The sequence below is a fragment of the Streptomyces sp. PSU-S4-23 genome (assembly GCF_055632315.1).
Genome location: NZ_JBVMUU010000002.1, coordinates 3,441,436 through 3,464,534, shown reverse-complemented (window position 1 = coordinate 3,464,534; position 23,099 = coordinate 3,441,436). Strand labels below are relative to the sequence as shown.

The 23,099-nt window shown below is 69.1% G+C and carries 14 protein-coding genes and 3 rRNA genes; 11 read left to right on the top strand and 6 right to left on the bottom strand.

What is annotated here, in order from left to right; all coding sequences use genetic code 11:
• Positions 1–69: 69 nt before the first annotated feature.
• Positions 70–1,527, top strand: a complete 1,458-nt coding sequence (ahcY, locus tag ACZ79I_RS15910; RefSeq protein ID WP_471498028.1) for an adenosylhomocysteinase — start codon at positions 70–72, stop codon at positions 1,525–1,527.
• Positions 1,528–1,733: 206 nt separating this feature from the next.
• Entirely contained in the window at positions 1,734–2,348 is a 615-nt protein-coding gene (locus ACZ79I_RS15905; RefSeq protein WP_471498026.1) for a hypothetical protein, read from the top strand.
• Positions 2,349–2,383: 35 nt separating this feature from the next.
• Here ACZ79I_RS15905 and ACZ79I_RS15900 read toward each other — a convergent pair whose 3' ends face one another.
• Positions 2,384–3,412, bottom strand: a complete 1,029-nt coding sequence (locus ACZ79I_RS15900; RefSeq protein WP_471498025.1) for an RDD family protein — start codon at positions 3,410–3,412, stop codon at positions 2,384–2,386.
• 119 nt (positions 3,413–3,531) lie between these two features.
• On the opposite strand from ACZ79I_RS15900, the gene ACZ79I_RS15895 reads away from it, so the two are divergent.
• The 4 genes from ACZ79I_RS15895 to rrf all read left to right on the top strand — a co-directional run bounded on the left by ACZ79I_RS15895 (position 3,532) and on the right by rrf (position 10,344).
• The gene (locus ACZ79I_RS15895; protein WP_471498024.1) at positions 3,532–4,539 is read left to right on the top strand and encodes a stage II sporulation protein M; all 1,008 of its coding nucleotides are present in this window, start codon (positions 3,532–3,534) and stop codon (positions 4,537–4,539) included.
• A gap of 654 nt (positions 4,540–5,193) precedes the next feature.
• Positions 5,194–6,718, top strand: a 16S ribosomal RNA gene (locus ACZ79I_RS15890).
• Positions 6,719–7,024: 306 nt separating this feature from the next.
• Positions 7,025–10,147: ribosomal RNA gene (locus tag ACZ79I_RS15885) — 23S ribosomal RNA — on the top strand.
• Positions 10,148–10,227: 80 nt separating this feature from the next.
• Positions 10,228–10,344: ribosomal RNA gene (gene rrf, locus ACZ79I_RS15880) — 5S ribosomal RNA — on the top strand.
• Together the 16S, 23S and 5S rRNA genes form the textbook arrangement of a ribosomal RNA operon.
• Before the next feature lie 76 nt (positions 10,345–10,420).
• On the opposite strand, the gene ACZ79I_RS15875 is transcribed toward rrf, so the two are convergent.
• The 5 genes from ACZ79I_RS15875 to ACZ79I_RS15855 are packed head-to-tail and all read right to left on the bottom strand — an operon-like array spanning position 10,421 to position 15,959.
• On the bottom strand, positions 10,421–11,731 hold the full coding sequence (locus tag ACZ79I_RS15875; RefSeq protein WP_471498022.1) for a DUF58 domain-containing protein: 1,311 nt from the start codon (positions 11,729–11,731) through the stop codon (positions 10,421–10,423).
• The gene (locus ACZ79I_RS15870) at positions 11,731–12,723 is read right to left on the bottom strand and encodes an AAA family ATPase (protein ID WP_471498021.1); all 993 of its coding nucleotides are present in this window, start codon (positions 12,721–12,723) and stop codon (positions 11,731–11,733) included. The genes ACZ79I_RS15875 and ACZ79I_RS15870 overlap by 1 nt, the downstream gene beginning before the upstream one ends.
• Positions 12,720–13,910, bottom strand: coding sequence for a DUF4350 domain-containing protein (locus ACZ79I_RS15865; RefSeq protein ID WP_471498020.1), 1,191 nt, complete (start codon positions 13,908–13,910; stop codon positions 12,720–12,722). Before ACZ79I_RS15865 ends, ACZ79I_RS15870 begins: the two co-directional genes overlap by 4 nt.
• Entirely contained in the window at positions 13,907–14,623 is a 717-nt protein-coding gene (locus ACZ79I_RS15860; protein WP_471498018.1) for a DUF4129 domain-containing protein, read from the bottom strand. Before ACZ79I_RS15860 ends, ACZ79I_RS15865 begins: the two co-directional genes overlap by 4 nt.
• A 4-nt stretch (positions 14,624–14,627) precedes the next feature.
• Complete coding sequence (locus ACZ79I_RS15855) at positions 14,628–15,959, bottom strand: proline-rich domain-containing protein (protein ID WP_471498017.1); 1,332 nt, start codon at positions 15,957–15,959, stop codon at positions 14,628–14,630.
• Between the two features lie 140 nt (positions 15,960–16,099).
• On the opposite strand from ACZ79I_RS15855, the gene mtnA reads away from it, so the two are divergent.
• The 5 genes from mtnA to ACZ79I_RS15830 all read left to right on the top strand — a co-directional run bounded on the left by mtnA (position 16,100) and on the right by ACZ79I_RS15830 (position 22,848).
• Positions 16,100–17,251, top strand: coding sequence for an S-methyl-5-thioribose-1-phosphate isomerase (mtnA, locus tag ACZ79I_RS15850; RefSeq protein ID WP_471498016.1), 1,152 nt, complete (start codon positions 16,100–16,102; stop codon positions 17,249–17,251).
• Positions 17,252–17,259: 8 nt separating this feature from the next.
• The gene (mtrA, locus tag ACZ79I_RS15845; protein WP_198948386.1) at positions 17,260–17,949 is read left to right on the top strand and encodes a two-component system response regulator MtrA; all 690 of its coding nucleotides are present in this window, start codon (positions 17,260–17,262) and stop codon (positions 17,947–17,949) included.
• Position 17,950: 1 nt separating this feature from the next.
• Positions 17,951–20,008 carry an MtrAB system histidine kinase MtrB gene (gene mtrB / locus ACZ79I_RS15840; protein ID WP_471498014.1) on the top strand — a complete coding sequence of 686 codons (2,058 nt, stop codon included), beginning with the start codon at positions 17,951–17,953 and terminating at the stop codon, positions 20,006–20,008.
• Positions 19,998–21,842, top strand: coding sequence for an LpqB family beta-propeller domain-containing protein (locus ACZ79I_RS15835; RefSeq protein ID WP_471498013.1), 1,845 nt, complete (start codon positions 19,998–20,000; stop codon positions 21,840–21,842). Before mtrB ends, ACZ79I_RS15835 begins: the two co-directional genes overlap by 11 nt.
• Positions 21,843–21,930: 88 nt before the next feature.
• Positions 21,931–22,848 (top strand): ComF family protein, encoded by a 918-nt coding sequence (locus tag ACZ79I_RS15830; protein WP_471498011.1) that lies wholly within the window; start codon positions 21,931–21,933, stop codon positions 22,846–22,848.
• Positions 22,849–23,099: the final 251 nt, after the last annotated feature.

The window sequence follows — 23,099 nt, the reverse complement described above, 5'->3', positions numbered from 1 at the left end:
ACCCTTGTGCCCGCCGCCGCGCAGACCAGCCGTACCCACCTCGACCCACACCCCGAGGAGCAGCTCGTCATGACGACTGTCGACAACCGACAGGACTTCAAGGTCGCCGACCTCTCCCTGGCCGAGTTCGGCCGCAAGGAGATCACCCTCGCCGAGCACGAGATGCCCGGCCTGATGGCGATCCGCAAGGAGTACGCCGCGGCGCAGCCCCTGGCCGGCGCCCGCGTCACCGGCTCCCTGCACATGACGGTCCAGACCGCCGTCCTCATCGAGACCCTGGTCGCCCTCGGCGCCCGGGTCCGCTGGGCGTCCTGCAACATCTTCTCCACCCAGGACCATGCGGCCGCCGCCATCGCCGTCGGCCCGAACGGCACGCCCGACAACCCCCAGGGCATCCCCGTCTTCGCCTGGAAGGGCGAGACCCTGGAGGAGTACTGGTGGTGCACGGAGCAGGCGCTGGCCTGGCCGGACAGCCCCACCGGCGGCCCGAACATGATCCTCGACGACGGCGGCGACGCCACCCTCCTCGTCCACAAGGGCGTCGAGTACGAGAAGGACGGCAAGGTCCCGGCCATCGAGACCGCCGAGTCCGAGGAGCACCGCGTCATCCTCCAGCTGCTGCACCGCACCCTGGACGAGAACCCCCAGAAATGGACCCAACTGGCGTCCGAGATCCGCGGCGTGACCGAGGAGACCACGACCGGCGTCCACCGCCTGTACGAAATGCAGCGCGAGGGCACCCTCCTGTTCCCGGCGATCAATGTCAACGACGCCGTCACCAAGTCGAAGTTCGACAACAAGTACGGCTGCCGCCACTCGCTGGTGGACGGCATCAACCGTGCCACCGACACCCTCATCGGCGGCAAGACCGCGGTCGTCTGCGGCTACGGCGACGTGGGCAAGGGCTGCGCCGAGTCCCTGCGCGGACAGGGCGCCCGCGTGATCATCACGGAGATCGACCCGATCTGCGCGCTGCAGGCGGCGATGGACGGTTACCAGGTCACCACGCTGGACGAGGTCATCGAGACCGCGGACCTCTTCATCACCACGACCGGCAACCGGGACATCATCATGGCCGCCGACATGGCCAAGATGAAGCACCAGGCGATCGTCGGCAACATCGGCCACTTCGACAACGAGATCGACATGGCGGGCCTGGCGAAGATCCCCGGCATCGTCAAGGACGAGGTGAAGCCGCAGGTCCACACCTGGACCTTCCCCGGAGGCAAGAAGATCATCGTGTTGTCCGAGGGCCGTCTGCTGAACCTGGGCAACGCCACCGGTCACCCGTCGTTCGTGATGTCCAACTCCTTCGCGGACCAGACGCTGGCCCAGATCGAGCTGTTCACCAAGCCCGACGCGTACCCGACCGGCGTGTACACGCTGCCCAAGCATCTGGACGAGAAGGTCGCCCGTCTCCACCTGGACGCGCTCGGCGTGAAGCTGACCACGCTCCGCCCCGAGCAGGCGGCGTACATCGGCGTCGACGTCGAGGGCCCGTACAAGCCGGACCACTACCGCTACTGATCACACGCGGCACCGGCGTGCGCGTACACCGTCGGCTGTCGGAGCCCGCGCACCCGCACCGCACCACGCGGTGAGCGCGCCCGTGCACTGACGCGCCCCTCAGCAGCAGGTCCCGAGGCAGGCCCCCGCACCCCCGTGTCGGGGGCCTGCCCTGTGGCCGGACCAGGCACACCGGCCCGACCAGTCCGTCACGACCCAGGACCCCCATGCCCCGCGGCCGATATTCGCTTCACGACCCGCACGACCACACCCTCCTCGCCGAAGAGCACTTCCAGTGCGCGCCCGGCCCCTCCGGCTGGCGCTACGTATCGCAACTGACGACCCCTTCCGGCGACCACGCCGGCTCCGTCGACCTCGCCCTCGACGAACTCGGCCGCCCCATCCGACTCGAACTGCACGCCGCGAGCTGGCAGGTGCGGGGCGCCGCCCTCGACGGCGTCACCTGGGTCCGCACCGACCCCGCCGGCACCCACGCCACCGAAGGCAATGTCCGCGCCCATGCCTTCACCGGCACGTCCCCGGCGTTCCTCGTCGCCACCGCCCGTCTCCTCCGCCTCACCCCTTCCTCCTCCGCGACGCGCGTACGCCTCGTCGCCTTCACGGACCCGGTCCTCGCCCCCCGCACCGTGGACCAGTCCTGGGCTCTGATCGCAAGAGAAGCACACGCCACTGACAACGCCCCCCTGATCGTGGACGAATACCAGGTCACAAGCCTGGACACGGGGGAGCGGCACACCGTCCACATCTCCGGCGACGTGGTCCTCGCGGCACCCGGGATCGAGCTGGAACACCTCGAGTCACTGCCGTCGGTGTTCCCCTGACCGGGAGGGGAGCGGCGGCGGGGGCGGTCCCGACGTCATGCGGGCGGCGCGAACCCCGTGGCCGGAGGGTCCGGCACCTCGGCCCGCGCCGTGGTCGGCTGTGGGTCCTGGGCTGCGACGGGCACCGACGTCCGGGACGGCGCGAACGCCCCGGGCGCGGCGGGCACCCCCGGCCGGTCCTCCGCGGCGTTCGAGCCGGGCGGCGACCACGGACCACCCCCGGCCCACGCAACGGGGCCCTGCTGCGATGCCGGAGCGTAGCCGCCAGGCACCGCGGGGGCCTGAGGGGTCATCCCCACGGTCCCGCCCCCGCCCGTGCCGCCGAACGCCCGCCGTGCCTCGCGCGACTGCCGCTCCTGCACGACTGCCGCCAGATACGCGGCCGGCGGCACCCCGGGCGGCGCGGGCGTCCCCGTGCGCGCCGCGAGATCGGCGGCGAGACGTTCCGCCATCGCCGAGCCCACCTGCGGATCCAACTGGTGCATCCGCGTCAGGTACTGCCGTATCGCCAGCCACAGCCCGTCCGGAACCGCCGAAAGGTCCAGCCCGGAGAACCGGCCGGCCAGCCAGGGCGGCGGCGCGGGCACGAAGCCGGTACGTCCGGCCGGCACCCGTTCCCTGACCACCAGCGTGCCCGCGAACACGTCACCGAGCCGCCGTCCCCGCGCCGACACCAAGGAGGCGATGCACGCGACCACCCCGAACGTCATCAGGATCTCGACCACACCCACCGCACCCCGGACCAGCGCGTGCCGGAACCGGATGGGCCCACCGTCGTCGCGCACCACGCGCAGCCCACAGGCCAGCTTCCCCAGCGAACGGCCGTGGCTCAGCGTCTCCACCGCGATGGGCCCGCCCACCAGCACGAGAAGGAAGGCGGCGATGGACACGGCCATCTGCGCGGCCTCGTCCAGCCCGGACGTGGACACCGCCAGAGCGATCAACACGATCACGTAGGCGACCACGTCCACCACCAGGTCGAGCACCACGGCCAGCGCCCGGCTCGGCAGTTTCGCGGGGCGCAGTTCCAGCGCCACCGCCTCGCCCGTCACTAGCTCACTCACGCCCGCCGTCCTTCCCCTGACCCACCCTGGGACACGCCAGTCTGCCAAGCTGAGCACACATCGCGCCGCGGTGCGACCAGCTGACGCGCAGTACGAGAGGACGAGGAGCAGCCCACCCCATGGACCTCGACGTGTTCGTGTCCGCCCACCGTGCCGAATGGGACCGCCTCGAGGCCCTGCTGCGCCGCCGTCGCCGCCTCACCGGAGCCGAGACGGACGAACTCGTCGCCCTCTACCAGCGCACCGCCACTCATCTGTCCGTGATCCAGTCCAGCGCGCCGGACCCCCAGATCACGGGGCGCCTCAGTCAGCTCGTGGCACGCGCGCGCAGTGCCGTGACAGGCACCCGCCGGGCCTCGTGGCGCGATGTCATACGCTTCTTCGCGTACGGCTTCCCCGCCGCGGTCTACCATTCGCGCCGGTGGTGGATACCCACCGCGTTGGTCTCGACGGTCACGGCGGTGCTCCTGGGGTGGTGGATAGGCGCCCATCCCGAGGTCCGGTCCGCGATCGCGGCTCCCAGCGCACTGCGCGACATGACACGCCCAGGCGGCGAGTACGAGACGTACTACTCCAGCCATCCCGCCGCCGCCTTCGCCGCCCAGGTCTGGACGAACAACGCCCAGGCCGCCGCGATGTGCCTGGTCCTCGGAGTCTTCCTGGGCCTCCCCGTCCTGTGGATCCTCTTCGAGAACATGCTGAACCTGGGAGTGGGCATCGGGCTGATGTCCTCGGCAGGGCGCCTCGACACCTTCCTGGGGCTGATCCTCCCGCACGGTCTCCTGGAACTGACCGCGGTCTTCGTGGCCGCCGGCACCGGCCTGCGCCTCGGCTGGACCGTCATCGACCCCGGTCCCCGCTCCCGCCGCACCGCCCTCGCCGAGCAGGGCCGGGCCGCCCTGGGCATCGCTCTCGGCCTCGTTCTGGTCCTGTTCGTCTCGGGCGTCATCGAAGCCTTCGTGACGCCGTCCGGCCTTCCGACCTGGGCGCGGATCGGGGTGGGTGTGATCGCCGAGTCGGCGTTCCTCGCCTACGTCTACGTCCTGGGGGGACGCGCGGCCCGGGCCGGCGACACGGGCGATCTGGAGGCGGCGGAGCGCAGCGCGACGGTTCCGACGGCGGCGTGAGAGTGGGACACTGAAGGGAGGAAGGGCAGGAGGCCTCAGGAGGTCTCCGGGACGGACGTCCCGAGACGGAGCCCCGGATGTGCGTGTCTCCGTGTGGGCCTGCTAGTCTCCTCTTCGCCTCGCAAGAGCCGTTGACACGGGTTGCGCGGGGAGGTAGATTCGAACAGTTGCCTAGAGCTGGGACTGACCAGCAGGTGACAGTGAGTGTCTGTCTGCTTCCGGGATATGTATCCCGAGGAGCCCCTCCCGATGAATGAGAAATCGACGCCGTTCGGTCGGCGTTAAGAACTCTGATAAAGTCGGGATCGCCGGAAAGGGAAACGCGGAAGCGGGAACCTGGAAAGCGCCGAGGAAATCGGATCGAGAGAGATCTGATAGAGTCGGAAACACCGAAGGGAAGCGCCCGGAGGAAAGCCGCGAGAGTGGTTCTCGTGGTGAGTACGAAGGAAGCGTCCGTTCCTTGAGAACTCAACAGCGTGCCAAAAGTCAACGCCAGATATGTTGATACCCCGTCTGTCGGATCGTTTCTGTTCCGATGGTCGAGGTTCCTTTGAAACAACACAGCGAGGACGCTGTGAACCACTGGGTTATTCCTCTGGTGGTTCCGCTCTCGTGGTGTCGACCGGTGGTATTCATTTACCGGCCGGGTAAGCATTCACGGAGAGTTTGATCCTGGCTCAGGACGAACGCTGGCGGCGTGCTTAACACATGCAAGTCGAACGATGAAGCCCTTCGGGGTGGATTAGTGGCGAACGGGTGAGTAACACGTGGGCAATCTGCCCTGCACTCTGGGACAAGCCCTGGAAACGGGGTCTAATACCGGATACGACCCGGGGAGGCATCTCCTTGGGTGGAAAGCTCCGGCGGTGCAGGATGAGCCCGCGGCCTATCAGCTTGTTGGTGAGGTAACGGCTCACCAAGGCGACGACGGGTAGCCGGCCTGAGAGGGCGACCGGCCACACTGGGACTGAGACACGGCCCAGACTCCTACGGGAGGCAGCAGTGGGGAATATTGCACAATGGGCGCAAGCCTGATGCAGCGACGCCGCGTGAGGGATGACGGCCTTCGGGTTGTAAACCTCTTTCAGCAGGGAAGAAGCGCAAGTGACGGTACCTGCAGAAGAAGCGCCGGCTAACTACGTGCCAGCAGCCGCGGTAATACGTAGGGCGCAAGCGTTGTCCGGAATTATTGGGCGTAAAGAGCTCGTAGGCGGCTTGTCGCGTCGGTTGTGAAAGCCCGGGGCTTAACCCCGGGTCTGCAGTCGATACGGGCAGGCTAGAGTTCGGTAGGGGAGATCGGAATTCCTGGTGTAGCGGTGAAATGCGCAGATATCAGGAGGAACACCGGTGGCGAAGGCGGATCTCTGGGCCGATACTGACGCTGAGGAGCGAAAGCGTGGGGAGCGAACAGGATTAGATACCCTGGTAGTCCACGCCGTAAACGGTGGGCACTAGGTGTGGGCCACATTCCACGTGGTCCGTGCCGCAGCTAACGCATTAAGTGCCCCGCCTGGGGAGTACGGCCGCAAGGCTAAAACTCAAAGGAATTGACGGGGGCCCGCACAAGCGGCGGAGCATGTGGCTTAATTCGACGCAACGCGAAGAACCTTACCAAGGCTTGACATACACCGGAAACATCCAGAGATGGGTGCCCCCTTGTGGTCGGTGTACAGGTGGTGCATGGCTGTCGTCAGCTCGTGTCGTGAGATGTTGGGTTAAGTCCCGCAACGAGCGCAACCCTTGTCCCGTGTTGCCAGCAGGCCCTTGTGGTGCTGGGGACTCACGGGAGACCGCCGGGGTCAACTCGGAGGAAGGTGGGGACGACGTCAAGTCATCATGCCCCTTATGTCTTGGGCTGCACACGTGCTACAATGGCCGGTACAATGAGCTGCGATACCGCAAGGTGGAGCGAATCTCAAAAAGCCGGTCTCAGTTCGGATTGGGGTCTGCAACTCGACCCCATGAAGTCGGAGTCGCTAGTAATCGCAGATCAGCAGTGCTGCGGTGAATACGTTCCCGGGCCTTGTACACACCGCCCGTCACGTCACGAAAGTCGGTAACACCCGAAGCCGGTGGCCCAACCCCTTGTGGGAGGGAGCTGTCGAAGGTGGGACTGGCGATTGGGACGAAGTCGTAACAAGGTAGCCGTACCGGAAGGTGCGGCTGGATCACCTCCTTTCTAAGGAGCACTTCTAGGCTGCTTCGGCGGTCCAGAGGCCAGTACATCGGCGAGTGTCCGATGCTGGTTGCTCATGGGTGGAACGTTGACTACTCGGCACACTCGGTCTGCTCTTCTTCCTAGTACTGCTTCGGCGTGGAACGGAAGGTGGAGGAGTGAGGGTGTCGGGCACGCTGTTGGGTGTCTGAGGGTGCGGGTGTGAGCCTGTTCCTTCGGTGCCGGCCCCAGTGAACTCGAGCCTGTTGGTTCGGGGTGGTGGGTGATTGGTCGTTGTTTGAGAACTGCACAGTGGACGCGAGCATCTGTGGCCAAGTTTTTAAGGGCGCACGGTGGATGCCTTGGCACCAGGAACCGATGAAGGACGTGGGAGGCCGCGATAGTCCCCGGGGAGTCGTCAACCAGGCTTTGATCCGGGGGTTTCCGAATGGGGAAACCCGGCAGTCGTCATGGGCTGTCACCCACTGCTGAACACATAGGCAGTGTGGAGGGAACGAGGGGAAGTGAAACATCTCAGTACCCTCAGGAAGAGAAAACAACCGTGATTCCGGGAGTAGTGGCGAGCGAAACCGGATGAGGCCAAACCGTATGTGTGTGAGACCCGGCAGGGGTTGCGCATGCGGGGTTGTGGGTTCTTTCTTCTGCGGTCTGCCGGCCGTGGGACGAGTCAGAAACCGTTGATGTAGGCGAAGGACATGCGAAAGGTCCGGCGTAGAGGGTAAGACCCCCGTAGTCGAAACGTCAGCGGCTCGTTTGGAAGATACCCAAGTAGCACGGGGCCCGAGAAATCCCGTGTGAATCTGGCGGGACCACCCGCTAAGCCTAAATATTCCCTGGTGACCGATAGCGGATAGTACCGTGAGGGAATGGTGAAAAGTACCCCGGGAGGGGAGTGAAATAGTACCTGAAACCGTGTGCCTACAAGCCGTGGGAGCGTCGGGCATCAGCTTGCTGGTGTCTCGTGACTGCGTGCCTTTTGAAGAATGAGCCTGCGAGTTTGCGGTGTGTTGCGAGGTTAACCCGGGTGGGGTAGCCGTAGCGAAAGCGAGTCCGAAGAGGGCGTTTTTAGTAGCACGCTCAAGACCCGAAGCGGAGTGATCTAGCCATGGGCAGGTTGAAGCGGAGGTAAGACTTCGTGGAGGACCGAACCCACCAGGGTTGAAAACCTGGGGGATGACCTGTGGTTAGGGGTGAAAGGCCAATCAAACTCCGTGATAGCTGGTTCTCCCCGAAATGCATTTAGGTGCAGCGTCGTGTGTTTCTTGCCGGAGGTAGAGCACTGGATAGGCGATGGGCCCTACCGGGTTACTGACCTTAGCCAAACTCCGAATGCCGGTAAGTGAGAGCGCGGCAGTGAGACTGTGGGGGATAAGCTCCATGGTCGAGAGGGAAACAGCCCAGAGCATCGACTAAGGCCCCTAAGCGTACGCTAAGTGGGAAAGGATGTGGAGTCGCACAGACAACCAGGAGGTTGGCTTAGAAGCAGCCACCCTTGAAAGAGTGCGTAATAGCTCACTGGTCTAGTGATTCCGCGCCGACAATGTAGCGGGGCTCAAGCGTACCGCCGAAGTCGTGTCATTGCAGCATGAGGGTTAACGCCTGTTGTGATGGGTAGGGGAGCGTCGTCTGCCGGGTGAAGCGGCACTGGAAGGTAGTCGTGGACGGTTGACGAGTGAGAATGCAGGCATGAGTAGCGATTCACACGTGGGAAACGTGTGCGCCGATTGACTAAGGGTTCCTGGGTCAAGCTGATCTGCCCAGGGTAAGTCGGGACCTAAGGCGAGGCCGACAGGCGTAGTCGATGGATAACCGGTTGATATTCCGGTACCCGCTGTGGAGCGTCAAACATCGAGCATCGTGATGCTAAGGCCGTGAAGCCGCCGGGTGCGTCTTCGGACAATCTCGGAGTGGTGGAGCCGCCGGACCAAGCGGTTAGTAGGTGAGTGATGGGGTGACGCAGGAAGGTAGTCCATCCCGGGCGGTGGTTGTCCCGGGGTAAGGGTGTAGGCCGCAAGGTAGGTAAATCCGCCTTGTGTGTGGCTGAGACCTGATGCCGAGCCGATTGTGGTGAAGTGGATGATCCTATGCTGTCGAGAAAAGCCTCTAGCGAGTTTCATGGCGGCCCGTACCCTAAACCGACTCAGGTGGTCAGGTAGAGAATACCGAGGCGTTCGGGTGAACTATGGTTAAGGAATTCGGCAAAATGCCCCCGTAACTTCGGGAGAAGGGGGGCCATGCCTGGTGATCGGATTTACTCCGTGAGCTGGGGGTGGCCGCAGAGACCAGCGAGAAGCGACTGTTTACTAAAAACACAGGTCCGTGCGAAGCCGTAAGGCGATGTATACGGACTGACGCCTGCCCGGTGCTGGAACGTTAAGGGGACCGGTTAGCTCACTTTCGGGTGGGCGAAGCTGAGAACTTAAGCGCCAGTAAACGGCGGTGGTAACTATAACCATCCTAAGGTAGCGAAATTCCTTGTCGGGTAAGTTCCGACCTGCACGAATGGCGTAACGACTTCTCGACTGTCTCAACCATAGGCCCGGTGAAATTGCACTACGAGTAAAGATGCTCGTTTCGCGCAGCAGGACGGAAAGACCCCGGGACCTTTACTACAGTTTGATATTGGTGTTCGGTTCGGCTTGTGTAGGATAGCTGGGAGACTGTGAAGCTCCAACGCCAGTTGGGGTGGAGTCGTCGTTGAAATACCAGTCTGGTCGTGCTGGATGTCTAACCCGGGTCCGTGATCCGGATCGGGGACAGTGTCTGATGGGTAGTTTAACTGGGGCGGTTGCCTCCTAAAGGGTAACGGAGGCGCCCAAAGGTTCCCTCAGCCTGGTTGGCAATCAGGTGTTGAGTGTAAGTGCACAAGGGAGCTTGACTGTGAGACCGACGGGTCGAGCAGGGACGAAAGTCGGGACTAGTGATCCGGCGGTGGCTTGTGGAAGCGCCGTCGCTCAACGGATAAAAGGTACCCCGGGGATAACAGGCTGATCTTCCCCAAGAGTCCATATCGACGGGATGGTTTGGCACCTCGATGTCGGCTCGTCGCATCCTGGGGCTGGAGTCGGTCCCAAGGGTTGGGCTGTTCGCCCATTAAAGCGGTACGCGAGCTGGGTTTAGAACGTCGTGAGACAGTTCGGTCCCTATCCGCTGTGCGCGTAGGAGTCTTGAGAAGGGCTGTCCCTAGTACGAGAGGACCGGGACGGACGAACCTCTGGTGTGCCAGTTGTTCTGCCAAGGGCATGGCTGGTTGGCTACGTTCGGGAGGGATAACCGCTGAAAGCATCTAAGCGGGAAGCCTGCTTCGAGATGAGGACTCCCACCCACTTGATGGGGTAAGGCTCCCAGTAGACGACTGGGTTGATAGGCCGGATCTGGAAGCCTGGTAACAGGTGGAGGTGACCGGTACTAATAGGCCGAGGGCTTGTCCTCAGTTGCTCGCGTCCACTGTGTTGGTTCTGAAACCACGAACAATCCCGCTGTCACGCGGTCGGTTGTGTGTTTCGTAGTGTTTCGGTGGTCATAGCGTGAGGGAAACGCCCGGTTACATTCCGAACCCGGAAGCTAAGCCTTACAGCGCCGATGGTACTGCAGGGGGGACCCTGTGGGAGAGTAGGACGCCGCCGAACTAATTGTGGGAAAACCCCGCACCTCACGGTGCGGGGTTTTCTGCGTTCAGGGGGCGGTCGCCCCCTCCCGCAGGGATCAGAGCCGGCCCGCCGCTTTCAGCGCCAGATACGCGTCCGCCAGGGCCGGTGCCAAGTCGTCCGGTGTCGCGTCCACGACCGTGACCCCGTGGCGGCGCAGTTGCTCGGCCGTGCGTGTGCGTTCCGCCTGGGCCTGAGCGGCCGCGGCAGCGTCGTACACCGCATCTGTGGTGCCCCGGGCGGTCGCCATGCGGGCGATGTACGGGTCCCCCACGGAGGCCAGCAGCACCGTGTGACGCTGGGTGAGGCGTGACAGCACGGGAAGGAAGCCCTCCTCGACGGGTGCGGCGTCCAGGGTGGTCAGCAACACGATCAAGGACCTGCGCGGTGCCGTGCGCAGTACGGTGCCCGTGAGACCGCGGGCATCCGTCTCGATGAGTTCAGGCTCCAGCGTCGCCATCGCGTCGACCAGCGAGGGCAGGACTTCGCGGGCGGCGCGGCCCTGGACGAGGGCGCGCACCCGGCGGTCGTAGGCGAGCAGGTCCACGCGGTCGCCGGCGCGGGAGGCCAGGGCGGCGAGCAGGAGTGCCGCGTCCATGGACGCGTCCAGGCGTGGTGCGTCGCCGACCCGTCCGGCCGAGGTGCGGCCCGTGTCCAGGACGATGAGGATGTGGCGGTCCCGTTCGGGGCGCCAGGTGCGCACAGCGACCGTGCTCTGGCGGGCCGTCGCGCGCCAGTCGATGGACCGCGTGTCGTCCCCGGGGACGTAGTCGCGCAGACTGTCGAACTCCGTGCCCTCACCGCGGGTGAGCACGCTGGTGCGGCCGTCGAGTTCGCGAAGGCGGGCCAGCTTGGAGGGAAGGTGCTTGCGGCTGGTGAAGGCGGGCAGCACCCGTACCGTCCACGGGACCTTGTGGGTGCCCTGACGGGAGAAGAGCCCGAGCGGGCCGTAGGAACGGATCGTGACGCGGTCGGCGTGGCGGTCGCCGCGGCGAGTGGGGCGCAGACGCGTCGTCAGACGGCGGCGCTCACCAGGAGGGACCGCCAGACGGTGCCGTGACGCCGCCGCTTCGGTGCCGGGCAGCCAACTGCTCGGCGGCCAGGCGTCGCGGAGGTGGGCGCGCAGAGGGCGTGCGGAAGGGTTGGTGACCGTCAGTGTCACGTCGGCCGTTTCGCCCAGGCGCACGGAGGTGTCCCCGGAGCGGGTCAGGCCCAGCCGGCGTACGGGTGCCGCGAGCGCGAAGTCGCAGGCGCAGGCCAGGGCGAGCGTGCCGTTGACGGCGAGGACGCCCGTCCAGCCGGGTTCCCAGATGCCGACCGGGAGGGTGCCGAGTGCCGCGAGGAGCGCGGCGCGTCCGGTGAGCGCCATCAGCGGGGGACGGGGACGTGGGCGAGGATCGCGTTGATGACGGAGTCGGCGGTCACGCCCTCCATCTCCGCCTCGGGGCGGAGCTGGACACGGTGACGGAGCGTCGGAAGAGCGAGCGCCTTCACATCGTCGGGGATGACGTAGTCCCGGCCGGTCAGCCACGCCCAGGCGCGGGCCGTGGCGAGCAGGGCCGTGGCGCCGCGGGGTGACACACCGAGCGTGAGGGACGGGGATTCGCGGGTGGCGCGGCAGATGTCCACGACATAGCCGGTGATCTCTGGGGAGACCGTCGTCTTGGCGACGGCGGCGCGCGCGGCTTCGAGGTCGGCGGGGCCTGCCGCCGGGCGTACGCCGGCGGCGCGCAGGTCGCGCGGATTGAAGCCTCCGGCATGCCGGGTGAGGACGTCGATCTCGTCCTGACGGGAGGGGAGAGGGATCGTCAGCTTGAGCAGGAACCGGTCCAGTTGGGCTTCGGGTAGGGGGTAGGTGCCCTCGTATTCGATCGGGTTCTGCGTGGCCGCTACCAGGAACGGCTCGGGAAGCGGGCGCGCGGTGCCGTCGACGGTGACCTGACGCTCCTCCATGGCTTCGAGGAGGGACGACTGCGTCTTGGGCGGGGTGCGGTTGATCTCGTCCGCGAGGAGCAGGTTGGTGAAGACCGGGCCGGGCTGGAAGGAGAACTCGGCGGTCCGCGCGTCGTAGACGAGGGAGCCCGTGACGTCGCTGGGCATGAGGTCGGGGGTGAACTGGACGCGTTTCGTGTCGAGTTCGAGGGCGGACGCGAGCGCGCGGACCAGCAGCGTCTTGGCGACCCCGGGGACACCTTCCAGCAGGACGTGTCCGCGGCACAGGAGGGCGACGACGAGGCCGGTCACTGCGGGGTCCTGGCCGACCACGGCTTTGGCGATCTCGGCGCGCAGAGCTTCCAGGGAGGCGCGGGCGGCGCCCGGATCCCCGGTGTGCCCGGCGTTGTCAGTGGTCGGGTCCATCATGGACGGCGTACCTCTCTTTCGAGGGCGTCGAGTTGGTCGGCGAGGGCGATCAGGGCCGCGTCGTCGCCGGGCGGCGGGCCGAAGAGGAGGGTGTGCAGGGACTGTCCGTCGGCGTGGAGGTGGGCGGACAGCGCGGGGAGCAGGGCCTCGGGCGCGTGCGCCTGAGCGGCGGGGACGCCCACGAGAGGGGCGAGGCGCGTGCGGGTGGCGGTGCGAAGAGCGGCGGCGGCGCGATCGCGTGCGGCGGCCTTGCGGTAGAGACGGGCGCGGCCTTCGACGGTTTCGGAGGCGCGGATCGCGACGGGGAGTTTCTCCGGTACGAGAGGGCCGAGACGGCGTGCCCGCCACAGGGCCGCCAGGGCTGCGGCGATGAAGAGCTGCAGGGTGCCCCAGAGCCAGCCGGAGGGAAGCAGGTCGAACAGGCCCTGCCCCGAGTCGGTGGCCGTGGCGTCGGAGAGCGAGGGGAGGTACCAGACCAGGTGGGAGCGGGAACCGAGCAGTTGCAGGGCGAGCGACGCGTTGCCGTGCTCGTCGAGGCGGTCGTTGTACAGGATGTCGGGCGCGCCGAGGACGACGGTGTCGCCGGGTCCGGAAGCGGCCGGGAGGCGCACCAGGGTGGGCAGGCCGTCGCTGGGGTAGCAGGCGTCGGCGCGGGTGTCGCTCGTGAGGTAGCGGATCCCACCGGTGTCGGCGCTGCCCGCCCGACGGGCCGCGGGCAGTGCGCAGGAGGGGTCCAGCAGCGAGTCGTAGCTGACGGAGGGGTCCGCGGACACCCCTTGGGCGAGGACGCCGAGCGACGCGCGGGGCGCGACCAGGACGGTCCGGCCACCGGAGTCCTGTGTCGCCTCGTGCACCAGGTTCTGCTGGCCGTGGGTCAGCAGATCGGGTACGGCGATCAGGAGCGTGGTGTCCCTGCCGGCCGAGGTGCGCGCCTCGTCGAGGGTGGTGACCACGCGCGTGGACACACCCCGGTCGGCGAGGAGCTCGGTGACGGCCCGGCTGCCGTACGGGTCGGCGGAGCGTGGGTCGAGGCGCCCGTGCTGGGCGTCGGAGCGGATCACTGCGATCGCGACCGCGCCGATCAGGAGGAGCACGACGCCCAGTACGACACCTCGTGCCCGGGTCCACGCCTGGCGCGCGGTGGGCGAGGCCGACGTGGACGCGGGGCGTGTGGCCTCGGCGGTCATCCGGCGGCTCCCTGGCGCGGGTTGTGGGCCGTGGCGCGGGCGCTGCCGGTCAGCTGCGGCCTGGCGCGTTCCAGGTCGTCGTCGAGCGCGGCGAACCGACGGTACATTCCCTCGCCCGCGGCCCGGCCGCCGTATGTGACGTCGTCGAAGTCCCGGGCGGCGGAGCGCAGGCGGTCCGCGTGGCCGGGCAGGGTACGGCCGGCTTCGGAGGCGGCCTCGTCCGCTGTGCGGCCGGGGCGTACGTCGAGGAGGGCGCGCTCCTCCAGGGAGCGGACGACGGCGCGCATGCGTTCCCGGACGGCTTGGTTCCAGTGGCCCTGGGCGGCGTGTGCCTCGGCGGCCGCGCGGTGTTCGGCGGCGCTGCGCGGGCGGTCGTCGAAGAGCGCCGCGGACGAGGTGGCCATCCGGTGCGGGGTGCCGAGGCGCCACCACAGGGCACCGACGAGCGCCAGTACCACCAGCACGATGACGAGGAGGCCGACCCAGCCGCCGGGCATCGCGCCCGATGCCGCGCCGAAGAGCCCGTCGACCCAGTTCCAGAAGGCGTCCAGGGCACGCTGCAGCGGGCTCGGGTCGTTCTCGTGGTACATCCGCTTGGACAGCTCACGCCGGGCCGCCTCCCGGGCGGGATCGCGTGAGACGGTCACCGGTGGTTCGTCGCCCGAGTGCCACAGCACCGGTACGACTCTCAGTACTCCCCCCGCCAGGCTCACCGCATCAGCTCCCCGGGACGGTGCCGCGGCCGTCGGAGCCGTGGCCCGGGACGCCGGCGGCGCGCGCCAGATCGAGGTCGAGGGCCTCACGGCGGATGCGCTGGTCGATGTAGAGCAGCACGGTCACGCCGGCGGTGACGGGGAAGGTGAGCATGCGTGCGATCACCGAGCCGATCCCGCTGACGATGAGGAACGTCCAGCCGGGGCTGCCGGTGCCGTTGACGAGGCTGCCGAGGCCGCCGTCGCTGAACGCTCCGGCGAGGACGGCGAAGGGGATCACGATGATCCACCCGATGATGACCGCGATGACCTGTGCGAGCGCCCGGATGCCGAAGACCCGCCACCACGAGCCGCGCACCAGCTTGGCGGAGCGCCTCATGGACGCGCCGATGCCCTGCTTCTCCAGCATCAGCGCGGGCGAGGCGAGCGAGAAGCGGACCAGGAGCCACAGGGCGACGACGCCGCCGCCGAGACCGCCGAGGACCGCCAGCGGGGCACCCGCGCCGGGCGAGGCGGCCATGGCGATGAGGATGCCGGGGAGCGTTCCCCCGGCCACGATCGCGGCCCCCATCAGCACCAGCAGGAACGTGAGAGCGAACAGCCTCACCATCTGAGGGCGGGCGTCGCGCCACGCCTCGGCGGCGCTCACCGGCCGGCCGAGAACGGCCCGGCTGGTGACGGTCGTGAGCAGGCCCGTCACCACGATGGTCCCCAGCAGGACGACCAGGGAGACGGCACCGCTGCTCAGCGTCACATCGCCCAGGGCGCGGCCCACCTCGCGCGCGGAGGCACTGGGGTCGTTGAGGGTTTGTGCGCTGGCGCTGTCGTCGAGGACGAACCCCTGGAGCAGGATGACGGAGATCTCCGTGAACACCGCGACCACGAGCGAGATGCCGAGGACCGTGCGCCAGTGGGCGCGCATGGTGGAGACGGCGCCGTCGAGGATCTCACCGACGCCGAGCGGGCGCAGCGGGATCACGCCGGGCTTCGCGGCGGGTGGCGGGCCCCAGCCCCCCCAGCCCGAGGAGCCGCCGAAGCCCTGACCGGGGCCGCCCCAGCCGCGGCCTCCGTAGCCGCCCGGACCGGCGGGAGGACGGCCGCCGCCCCAGCCCGGGCCCGGTGGAGGCGGTGGCGGGGCCTGGCGGGGGTCCTGGGGGTGAGGAGCGGTCCACTGCCCGGGCGGGGGCTGCTCCTTGGACCACGTGGTCGGCGACTGCGGCTGACGGGCACCGCCCTCGTCCGAGGGCTGCTCCGGGGACTGCGCGCCGGAGGTGCCCGGCTGCTGCCCGTCGGAGGGGGCAGATCCGGGCGAGGCCCAGCCCGGAGTGTCGTTCATCATCGCTCCTTCACGGTGCCCGTCCGCGGGCGCGGCGGCGAGTTGGCAGCCATCGTGCCACGCTGCGTGCGCCGGGGGACCGGGGGTGGTGCGGGCTGCACGCCTTCAATTGTCGGCCCGATAGAGGGCAGACTGACCGCATGGCTGATCAGTACGCGCAATCCGGCGAGGGCAACCAGTCGGCGGGGACACCCGTCATCCGCTGGGACGAACCGCCCGAAGGGCCCGTGCTGGTCCTTCTCGACCAGAGGAGGCTACCGGCCGAGGAGGTCGAGCTCGTGTGCACGGACGCGCCCGCGCTGGTGGACGCGATCCGCACCCTGGCCGTGCGCGGGGCGCCACTCCTCGGGATCGCCGGCGCGTACGGCGTCGCGCTCGCCGCCCTGCGCGGCTTCGAGGTGGAGGAGGCGGCAGCCGCTCTCGAGGGAGCCCGGCCCACCGCGGTGAACCTGGCCGTGGGCGTGCGCAGGGCCCGGGCCGCGTACCGGGCCGCGCTCGCCGACGGCGGCGATCAGCGGCGGGCCGCTGAGGCGGCGCTCGCTGCGGCACGGGAACTGCACCGGGAGGACGCCGAGGCCAGCGCCCGGATGGCGCGGCACGGTCTCGCACTGCTGGACGAGCTGCTGCCCGGCGGCGGACACCGGGTGCTGACGCACTGCAACACCGGGGCGCTCGTGTCCGGTGGGGAGGGCACGGCGTTCGCGGTGGCGCTCGCGGCGCACCGGGCGGGGCGGCTGCGCAGGCTGTGGGTGGACGAGACGCGGCCGTTGCTGCAGGGTGCTCGGCTGACGGCGTACGAGGCGGCCCGCAACGGGATGGCGTACACGCTGCTCACGGACAACGCGGCGGGCTCCCTGTTCGCCGCCGGCGAGGTGGACGCGGTCCTGATCGGGGCGGACCGGATCGCGGCCGACGGCTCGGTGGCGAACAAGGTGGGGAGTTATCCGCTCGCGGTGCTGGCCAGGTACCACCATGTGCCGTTCATCGTGGTGGCGCCGGTGACGACGGTGGATCCGAACACACCGGACGGGGCGTCCATCGAGGTCGAGCAGCGGCCCGGCCACGAGGTGACGGAGGTGACGGCACCCCGGGCGCCGGTGCCGGGGGGAGGAGCGCAAGCGGGAGGCGGGATACCGGTGGCACCCCTGGGAACCCAGGCGTACAACCCCGCGTTCGATGTCACGCCGCCGGAACTGGTGACGGCGATCGTCACCGAGGAGGGGGTCGCCTCGCCCGTGACAGCCGGGGCCCTCGCCGCGCTGTGTGACAGGTCACGCCAGGTAACGATTTAGTTAATGGGATGATGTCGTTTATGAAGGGACGAGTCCTTGTCGTCGACGACGACAGCGCACTGGCCGAGATGCTCGGCATCGTGTTGCGTGGAGAAGGTTTTGAGCCGTCTTTCGTAGCCGACGGCGACAAGGCGCTGGCCGCCTTCCGCGAGACCAAGCCCGACCTGGTGCTGCTCGACCTGATGCTGCCGGGCCGGGACGGCATAGAGGTGTGCCGCCTGATCAGGGCGGAGTCCGGCGTGCCGATCGTGATGCTCACGGCGAAGAGCGACACCGTGGACGTGGTGGTCGGCCTGGAGTCGGGCGCGGACGACTACATCGTGAAGCCGTTCAAGCCGAAGGAGCTCGTGGCCCGCATCCGGGCGCGGCTGCGGAGGTCGGAGGAGCCGGCGCCCGAGCAGCTCGCCATCGGCGATCTCGTCATCGACGTGGCCGGTCACTCCGTGAAGCGGGACGGGCAGTCGATCGCGCTGACACCGCTCGAGTTCGACCTGCTGGTGGCGCTGGCGCGCAAGCCGTGGCAGGTGTTCACCCGCGAGGTGCTGCTGGAGCAGGTCTGGGGCTACCGCCACGCCGCGGACACCCGCCTCGTCAATGTCCATGTCCAGCGGCTGCGGTCCAAGGTCGAGAAGGACCCGGAGCGCCCGGAGATCGTCGTGACCGTCCGTGGCGTCGGCTACAAGGCCGGACCCAGCTGACGTGGCCCGGGACAGTGCCGCTTCGGCGCCCGGCCGGCCCGGGGCGCGTCCGGGGCGGCCTGTCGGACTGCGGACGACGGGCACCGGATGGGAAGCGTTCTTCGAGGGCGGGCTGCTCCAGGGCGGAGTCCAGGGCAGCCCGGTCCTCCGGCTCGTCATGCGCTGGGTGCGCCGTCCGCTGCTGCCGGTGATGCGGCTGTGGCGGCGCAACATCCAGCTCAAGATCGTCGTCACAACCCTGCTGATGTCGCTCGGCGTGGTGCTGCTGCTGGGCTTCGTGGTCATCGGCCAGGTGCGCAACGGTCTGCTGGACGCCAAGGTGAAAGCGTCCCAGAGCCAGGCCGTCGGAGGCTTCACGGTCGCCGGGCAGAAGGCCGACAGCGCGGCCAGCGCGAGCGGCGGGGACGACAACGCGGGCACGGGCAGCAACCCCGTGCAGAACGTCAGAGGGTGGATGAGCGACCTCGTCGAGTCGCTCTCCAGCGGTGGCCAGGGCGCCTTCGACGTGGTCACGCTCAGCACCACCGCCGCGGACAACGACAACCGCGGCCTCGGACCGCGCGCCTCGGGTGGTGTGGACCCGAGCCCGAGCGTGCCCGAGGACCTGCGCAAGCGCCTCGACGCCGGCATGGGCGTGGCCCAGAGCTACACCCGCATCGTCTACACCGACACCAGCCGCCAGCCGCAGCCGGCGCTGATCATCGGCAAGCAGATCAACGACCCGAACGGGGACCCCTACCAGCTGTACTTCCTCTTCCCGCTCACCCAGGAGGAGAAGTCACTCAGCCTCGTGAAGGGGACGCTCGCGACCGCCGGGCTGTTCGTCGTCGTGCTCCTCGGTGCCATCGCCTGGCTCGTGGTGCGCCAGGTCGTCACACCGGTGCGGATGGCCGCGGGCATCGCCGAACGGCTCTCCGCCGGCCGTCTCCAGGAACGCATGAAGGTCACCGGCGAGGACGACATCGCACGCCTGGGTGAGGCGTTCAACAAGATGGCGCAGAACCTGCAGCTCAAGATCCAGCAGCTGGAGGACCTGTCGCGGATGCAGCGTCGGTTCGTCTCGGACGTGTCCCACGAGCTGCGGACGCCCCTGACGACCGTGCGGATGGCGGCCGATGTCATTCACGAGGCGCGCAGGGACTTCGACCCGGTCACGGCGCGGTCCGCGGAACTGCTCGCCGATCAGCTGGACCGTTTCGAGTCGCTGCTCGCCGACTTGCTGGAGATCAGCCGCTTCGACGCGGGCGCGGCGGCGCTGGAGGCGGAGCCGATCGATCTGCGCGACGTCGTGCGGCGTGTGGTCAGCGGCGCCGAGCCGCTCGCCGAGCGCAAGGGCACGCGGATACGCGTCGTCGGTGACCAGCAGCCCGTGGTGGCCGAGGCGGACGCCCGGCGTGTCGAGCGGGTGCTGCGCAACCTCGTCGTCAACGCCGTGGAGCACGGCGAGGGCAAGGACGTGGTGGTCAAGCTCGCGGCGGCGGGCGGCGCGGTCGCCGTCGGCGTGCGCGACTACGGCGTGGGGCTCAAGCCGGGCGAGGCGACCCGGGTGTTCAGCCGCTTCTGGCGGGCGGACCCGGCACGCGCGCGCACCACGGGCGGTACGGGCCTCGGGCTGTCGATCGCCCTGGAGGACGCCCGGCTGCACGGCGGCTGGCTGCAGGCATGGGGCGAACCGGGCGGCGGGTCGCAGTTCCGGCTGACGCTGCCGCGAACCGCGGACGAGCCGCTGCGCGGTTCGCCGATACCGCTGGAGCCCAAGGACTCGCGGCGCAATCGCGGCCTGAACGATGCCGGGCTGCCGCAGGGCGGCTCCGGGAAGCAGGCCATGGTGCCCGCCCAGTCCACGCACGAGGGGGTGCCGCCGCCCGACCCGATCACACCGCGGCACACCGCGGTGACGCCGACGGCCGACCCCACCGCGCTGCCCGGCAACGGCGCGCGCGTGGTACCCCGGCAGGTGGGGCGGGCACAGCGGCAGGACGACGGGGCACGGCGGCCGTCACGGGACGGCGGCGGGCCGGACGAGCGGGAGCAAGGGGAGGCAGTCGGTGGGCGCTGAGGGGGGCGGCCGACGGCGTGCGCTGCTGCGCGTCGGGGCCTACGTCGGCTGTGGCGCCGTGCTGCTGGCCGGATGCGCCTCGATGCCGGACAGCGGTGATCTCCGCGGGGTCGAGTCGACGCCCCGGCAGGACGCCCAGGTGCGCGTCTTCGCGATGCCGCCGCGCGAGAACGCCGCCCCCGCGGAGATCGTGCAGGGCTTCCTGGAGGCGCTGACCAGCGACGACCCGCAGTACGAGACGGCGCGCAAGTATCTGACCGCCGGTGCCTCGCGCGCCTGGAACCCGGATCAGTCCACCACGGTGCTCTCCGACGGTCCGAACCCCGTGGCCGCCCGTGCCGCCGGGGGCAGGCAGGCGGGTGACGAGGACGCCTACACGTACACGCTGACGGGCGCCAGGCTCGCGGTCGTGGACGCCCAGCACGCGTACGCGCCGGACTCGGGGGCGTACAGCAAGACGGTGCACCTCACGCTGGAGAAGAAGACCAACCAGTGGCGGATCGACGCGCTGCCGCAGGGTGTGGTGATGGGCAAGTCCGACTTCCAGCGCAACTACCTCTCGGTCAACAAGTACTACTACGCGACGAGCATTCCCACGGCGGCGGGCGATCGGCTGGGCACGGTCGCGGACCCGGTGTACGTGCGCAGCAAGGTGGACCCCGTGACCTCGACGGTCCGCGCGCTGCTGAAGGGCCCCACCCGCTGGCTGGACCCCGTGGCGACGTCGAGCTTCCCCTCGGGCACGGCGCTCAGGAAGGACGTCACCTCCCTGTCGCCCGACGACCAGAACAAGCTGTCGGTGCCGCTGAACGACAGGGCCGACCGGGTCGGGGAGACCCAGTGCGCCAGGATGGCGGCGCAGCTGCTCTTCACGCTCCAGGGCCTGACCCCCACGGGGGTCAGCCGGGTCGAGCTGCAGCGGTCGAACGGCAGGAAGCTGTGCGACCTGAACGAGGAGCGGGCCGAGACGATCGCCGCGCACGGCACGGGCAAGCGGGCCGAGTACGAGTACTTCATCGACGGCAGGCAGCGGCTCGTCCGCCTGCCCAGCAACAGCAGCTCCAACGATCCCGAACCGGTGCCCGGTGCGCTCGGCGACGGGATCAAGAGGCTGCGCGCCGCGGCGGTCTCGCGCGACGAGGACAAGGCGGCCGGCGTCTCGGCGGACGGGCGGTACCTGTACGTCGGGTCGCTGGTGTCCGGCGCCTCGGTCGGGGACGCGGTGCTGACCAGCCCGGGCGCGTCGGCGGACGACCGGCTGACGACGCCGAGCTGGGACGGCGCGGGCGACCTGTGGGTGGCCGACCGCGCTCCCGGGCATCCCCGTTTGCTCCTGCTGCAGAAGGGTGCGGGCGAGCCCGTGGAGGTGCGTACGCCGAGCCTCGACGGGCGCGTGGACGCGGTGCGGGTGGCCGCCGACGGGGTCCGGATCGCGCTGATCGTGGAGAAGGGCGGCACGACGTCGCTGCGGATCGGGCGCGTGCAGCGGGAGAGCGGGACCGGCGGGCGGCCCAGTGTGTCGATCCTCGGACTGCACTCGGTGACCCCGCAGTTGGAGGAGGTCACGGCCATGTCGTGGGCCGGTGACAGCCGGCTCGTGCTGGTCGGGAGCGAGGCCGGCGGGGTGCAGCAGATCCGCTATGTGCAGGTCGACGGTTCCACGCCGACGGGCAACCCTCCGGCGTCGCTGACGGGCGTGAAGCAGATCGCGGCGTCCGAGGACGAGCGGCTGCCGTTGGTGGCGTACTCGGAGGACGGGATCGTACGGCTGTCTGCCGGGGCGCAGTGGCAGAAGGTGGTCAAGGCGGGGACGGCCCCGGTCTATCCGGGGTGAGCGCCCCCGGGCACGGCGTGGCCCGCGGGTGCCCGGGCGTTGTCCACAGGGCTGGCGGGCCGCCGCGGAGCCCGGCACAGTGGTGGACATGCGGGGGTGGTGGCAGGACCTCACCGACCTGGTGCTGCCGGCCGCGTGCGAAGGCTGCGGGAGGCCGCGCACGGTGCTCTGCCCGGAGTGCCGCGCCGCCCTCCACGCCACCGCACCGCGCCGGGTGCGACCGGTGCCGGAGCCGGCGGGCCTGCCCGTGGCGCACGCCGCCGCGCCGTACGAGGGTGCCGTGCGCTCCCTGCTCCTGGCCCACAAGGAGCGGGGCGCGCTGACACTCGCGGGTCCGCTGGGGACGGCTCTGGCCGGCGCCGTGCGGGCGGGGCTGGGCGAAGCGGCGGCCGGGACGGGTACCGGCCGGCTGTTCACACCGATGCCACCCGTGCCACCCGTGCCGTCCGAGTCGTCGGCGCCACCCGTGGGACCCGTGCTGCTCGTGCCCGTGCCCTCCTCGCGGCGGGCTGTGCGGGCCCGGGGGCACGACCCCACGCGGCGGATCGCGCTCGCGGCGGCGGGAGGACTGCGCCGCGCCGGGACGACGGCCCGGGTGGCGGCCGTGCTGCGGCAGCGGCGGACCGTGGCCGACCAGTCGGGGCTCGACTCCGGCCGGCGACTGGCCAATCTCGCGGGCGCGCTGGAAGTGGCGGCGGGGTGCGGTCCGCTGCTGGCCGGCGGGCGGGTCGTGCTCGTCGACGACCTGATGACGACGGGCGCCTCGCTGGCGGAGGCGGCCCGTGCCCTGCGCGCCGCGCTCGCGGACCCGTGGCGGGCGGACCCCGGGGTATATGCGCGCGCGGCCGGGGAAACAAGGGGGGAACGGAGGAGCGGGTGGGGGACGGTACGGGCGCACGGGAGGGGCGCGCCGCACGGGACGGCTGCCGGGAACGGCCCCGGGTACGGGATCCGTGCGGCGGTGGTGGCCGCCTCGCCGGGTTCCTTCGAAACGAATCGGAACTGACCCCGAAGTCGGGTCGTTGCAGGTAATGAGCAGGTCAATTCGCCTGAACGGAGGTACGCGGCGGTAGAGGGTGACGACATCAGCCCGGGCGAGATATGTTCGGTTGTGAGGGAAAGGCGCAGGCCATCCCCTCATATTCCAGTGCCCTGCTGCGGGTTTTCCTTTATCACCCGTAGTGGTGGGGTGGCGAACTCGCCCGCGGGGGAGGAGGAGGTGGAAGTCACCGAGTCCGAGGTTCCGGGGCTCACCGG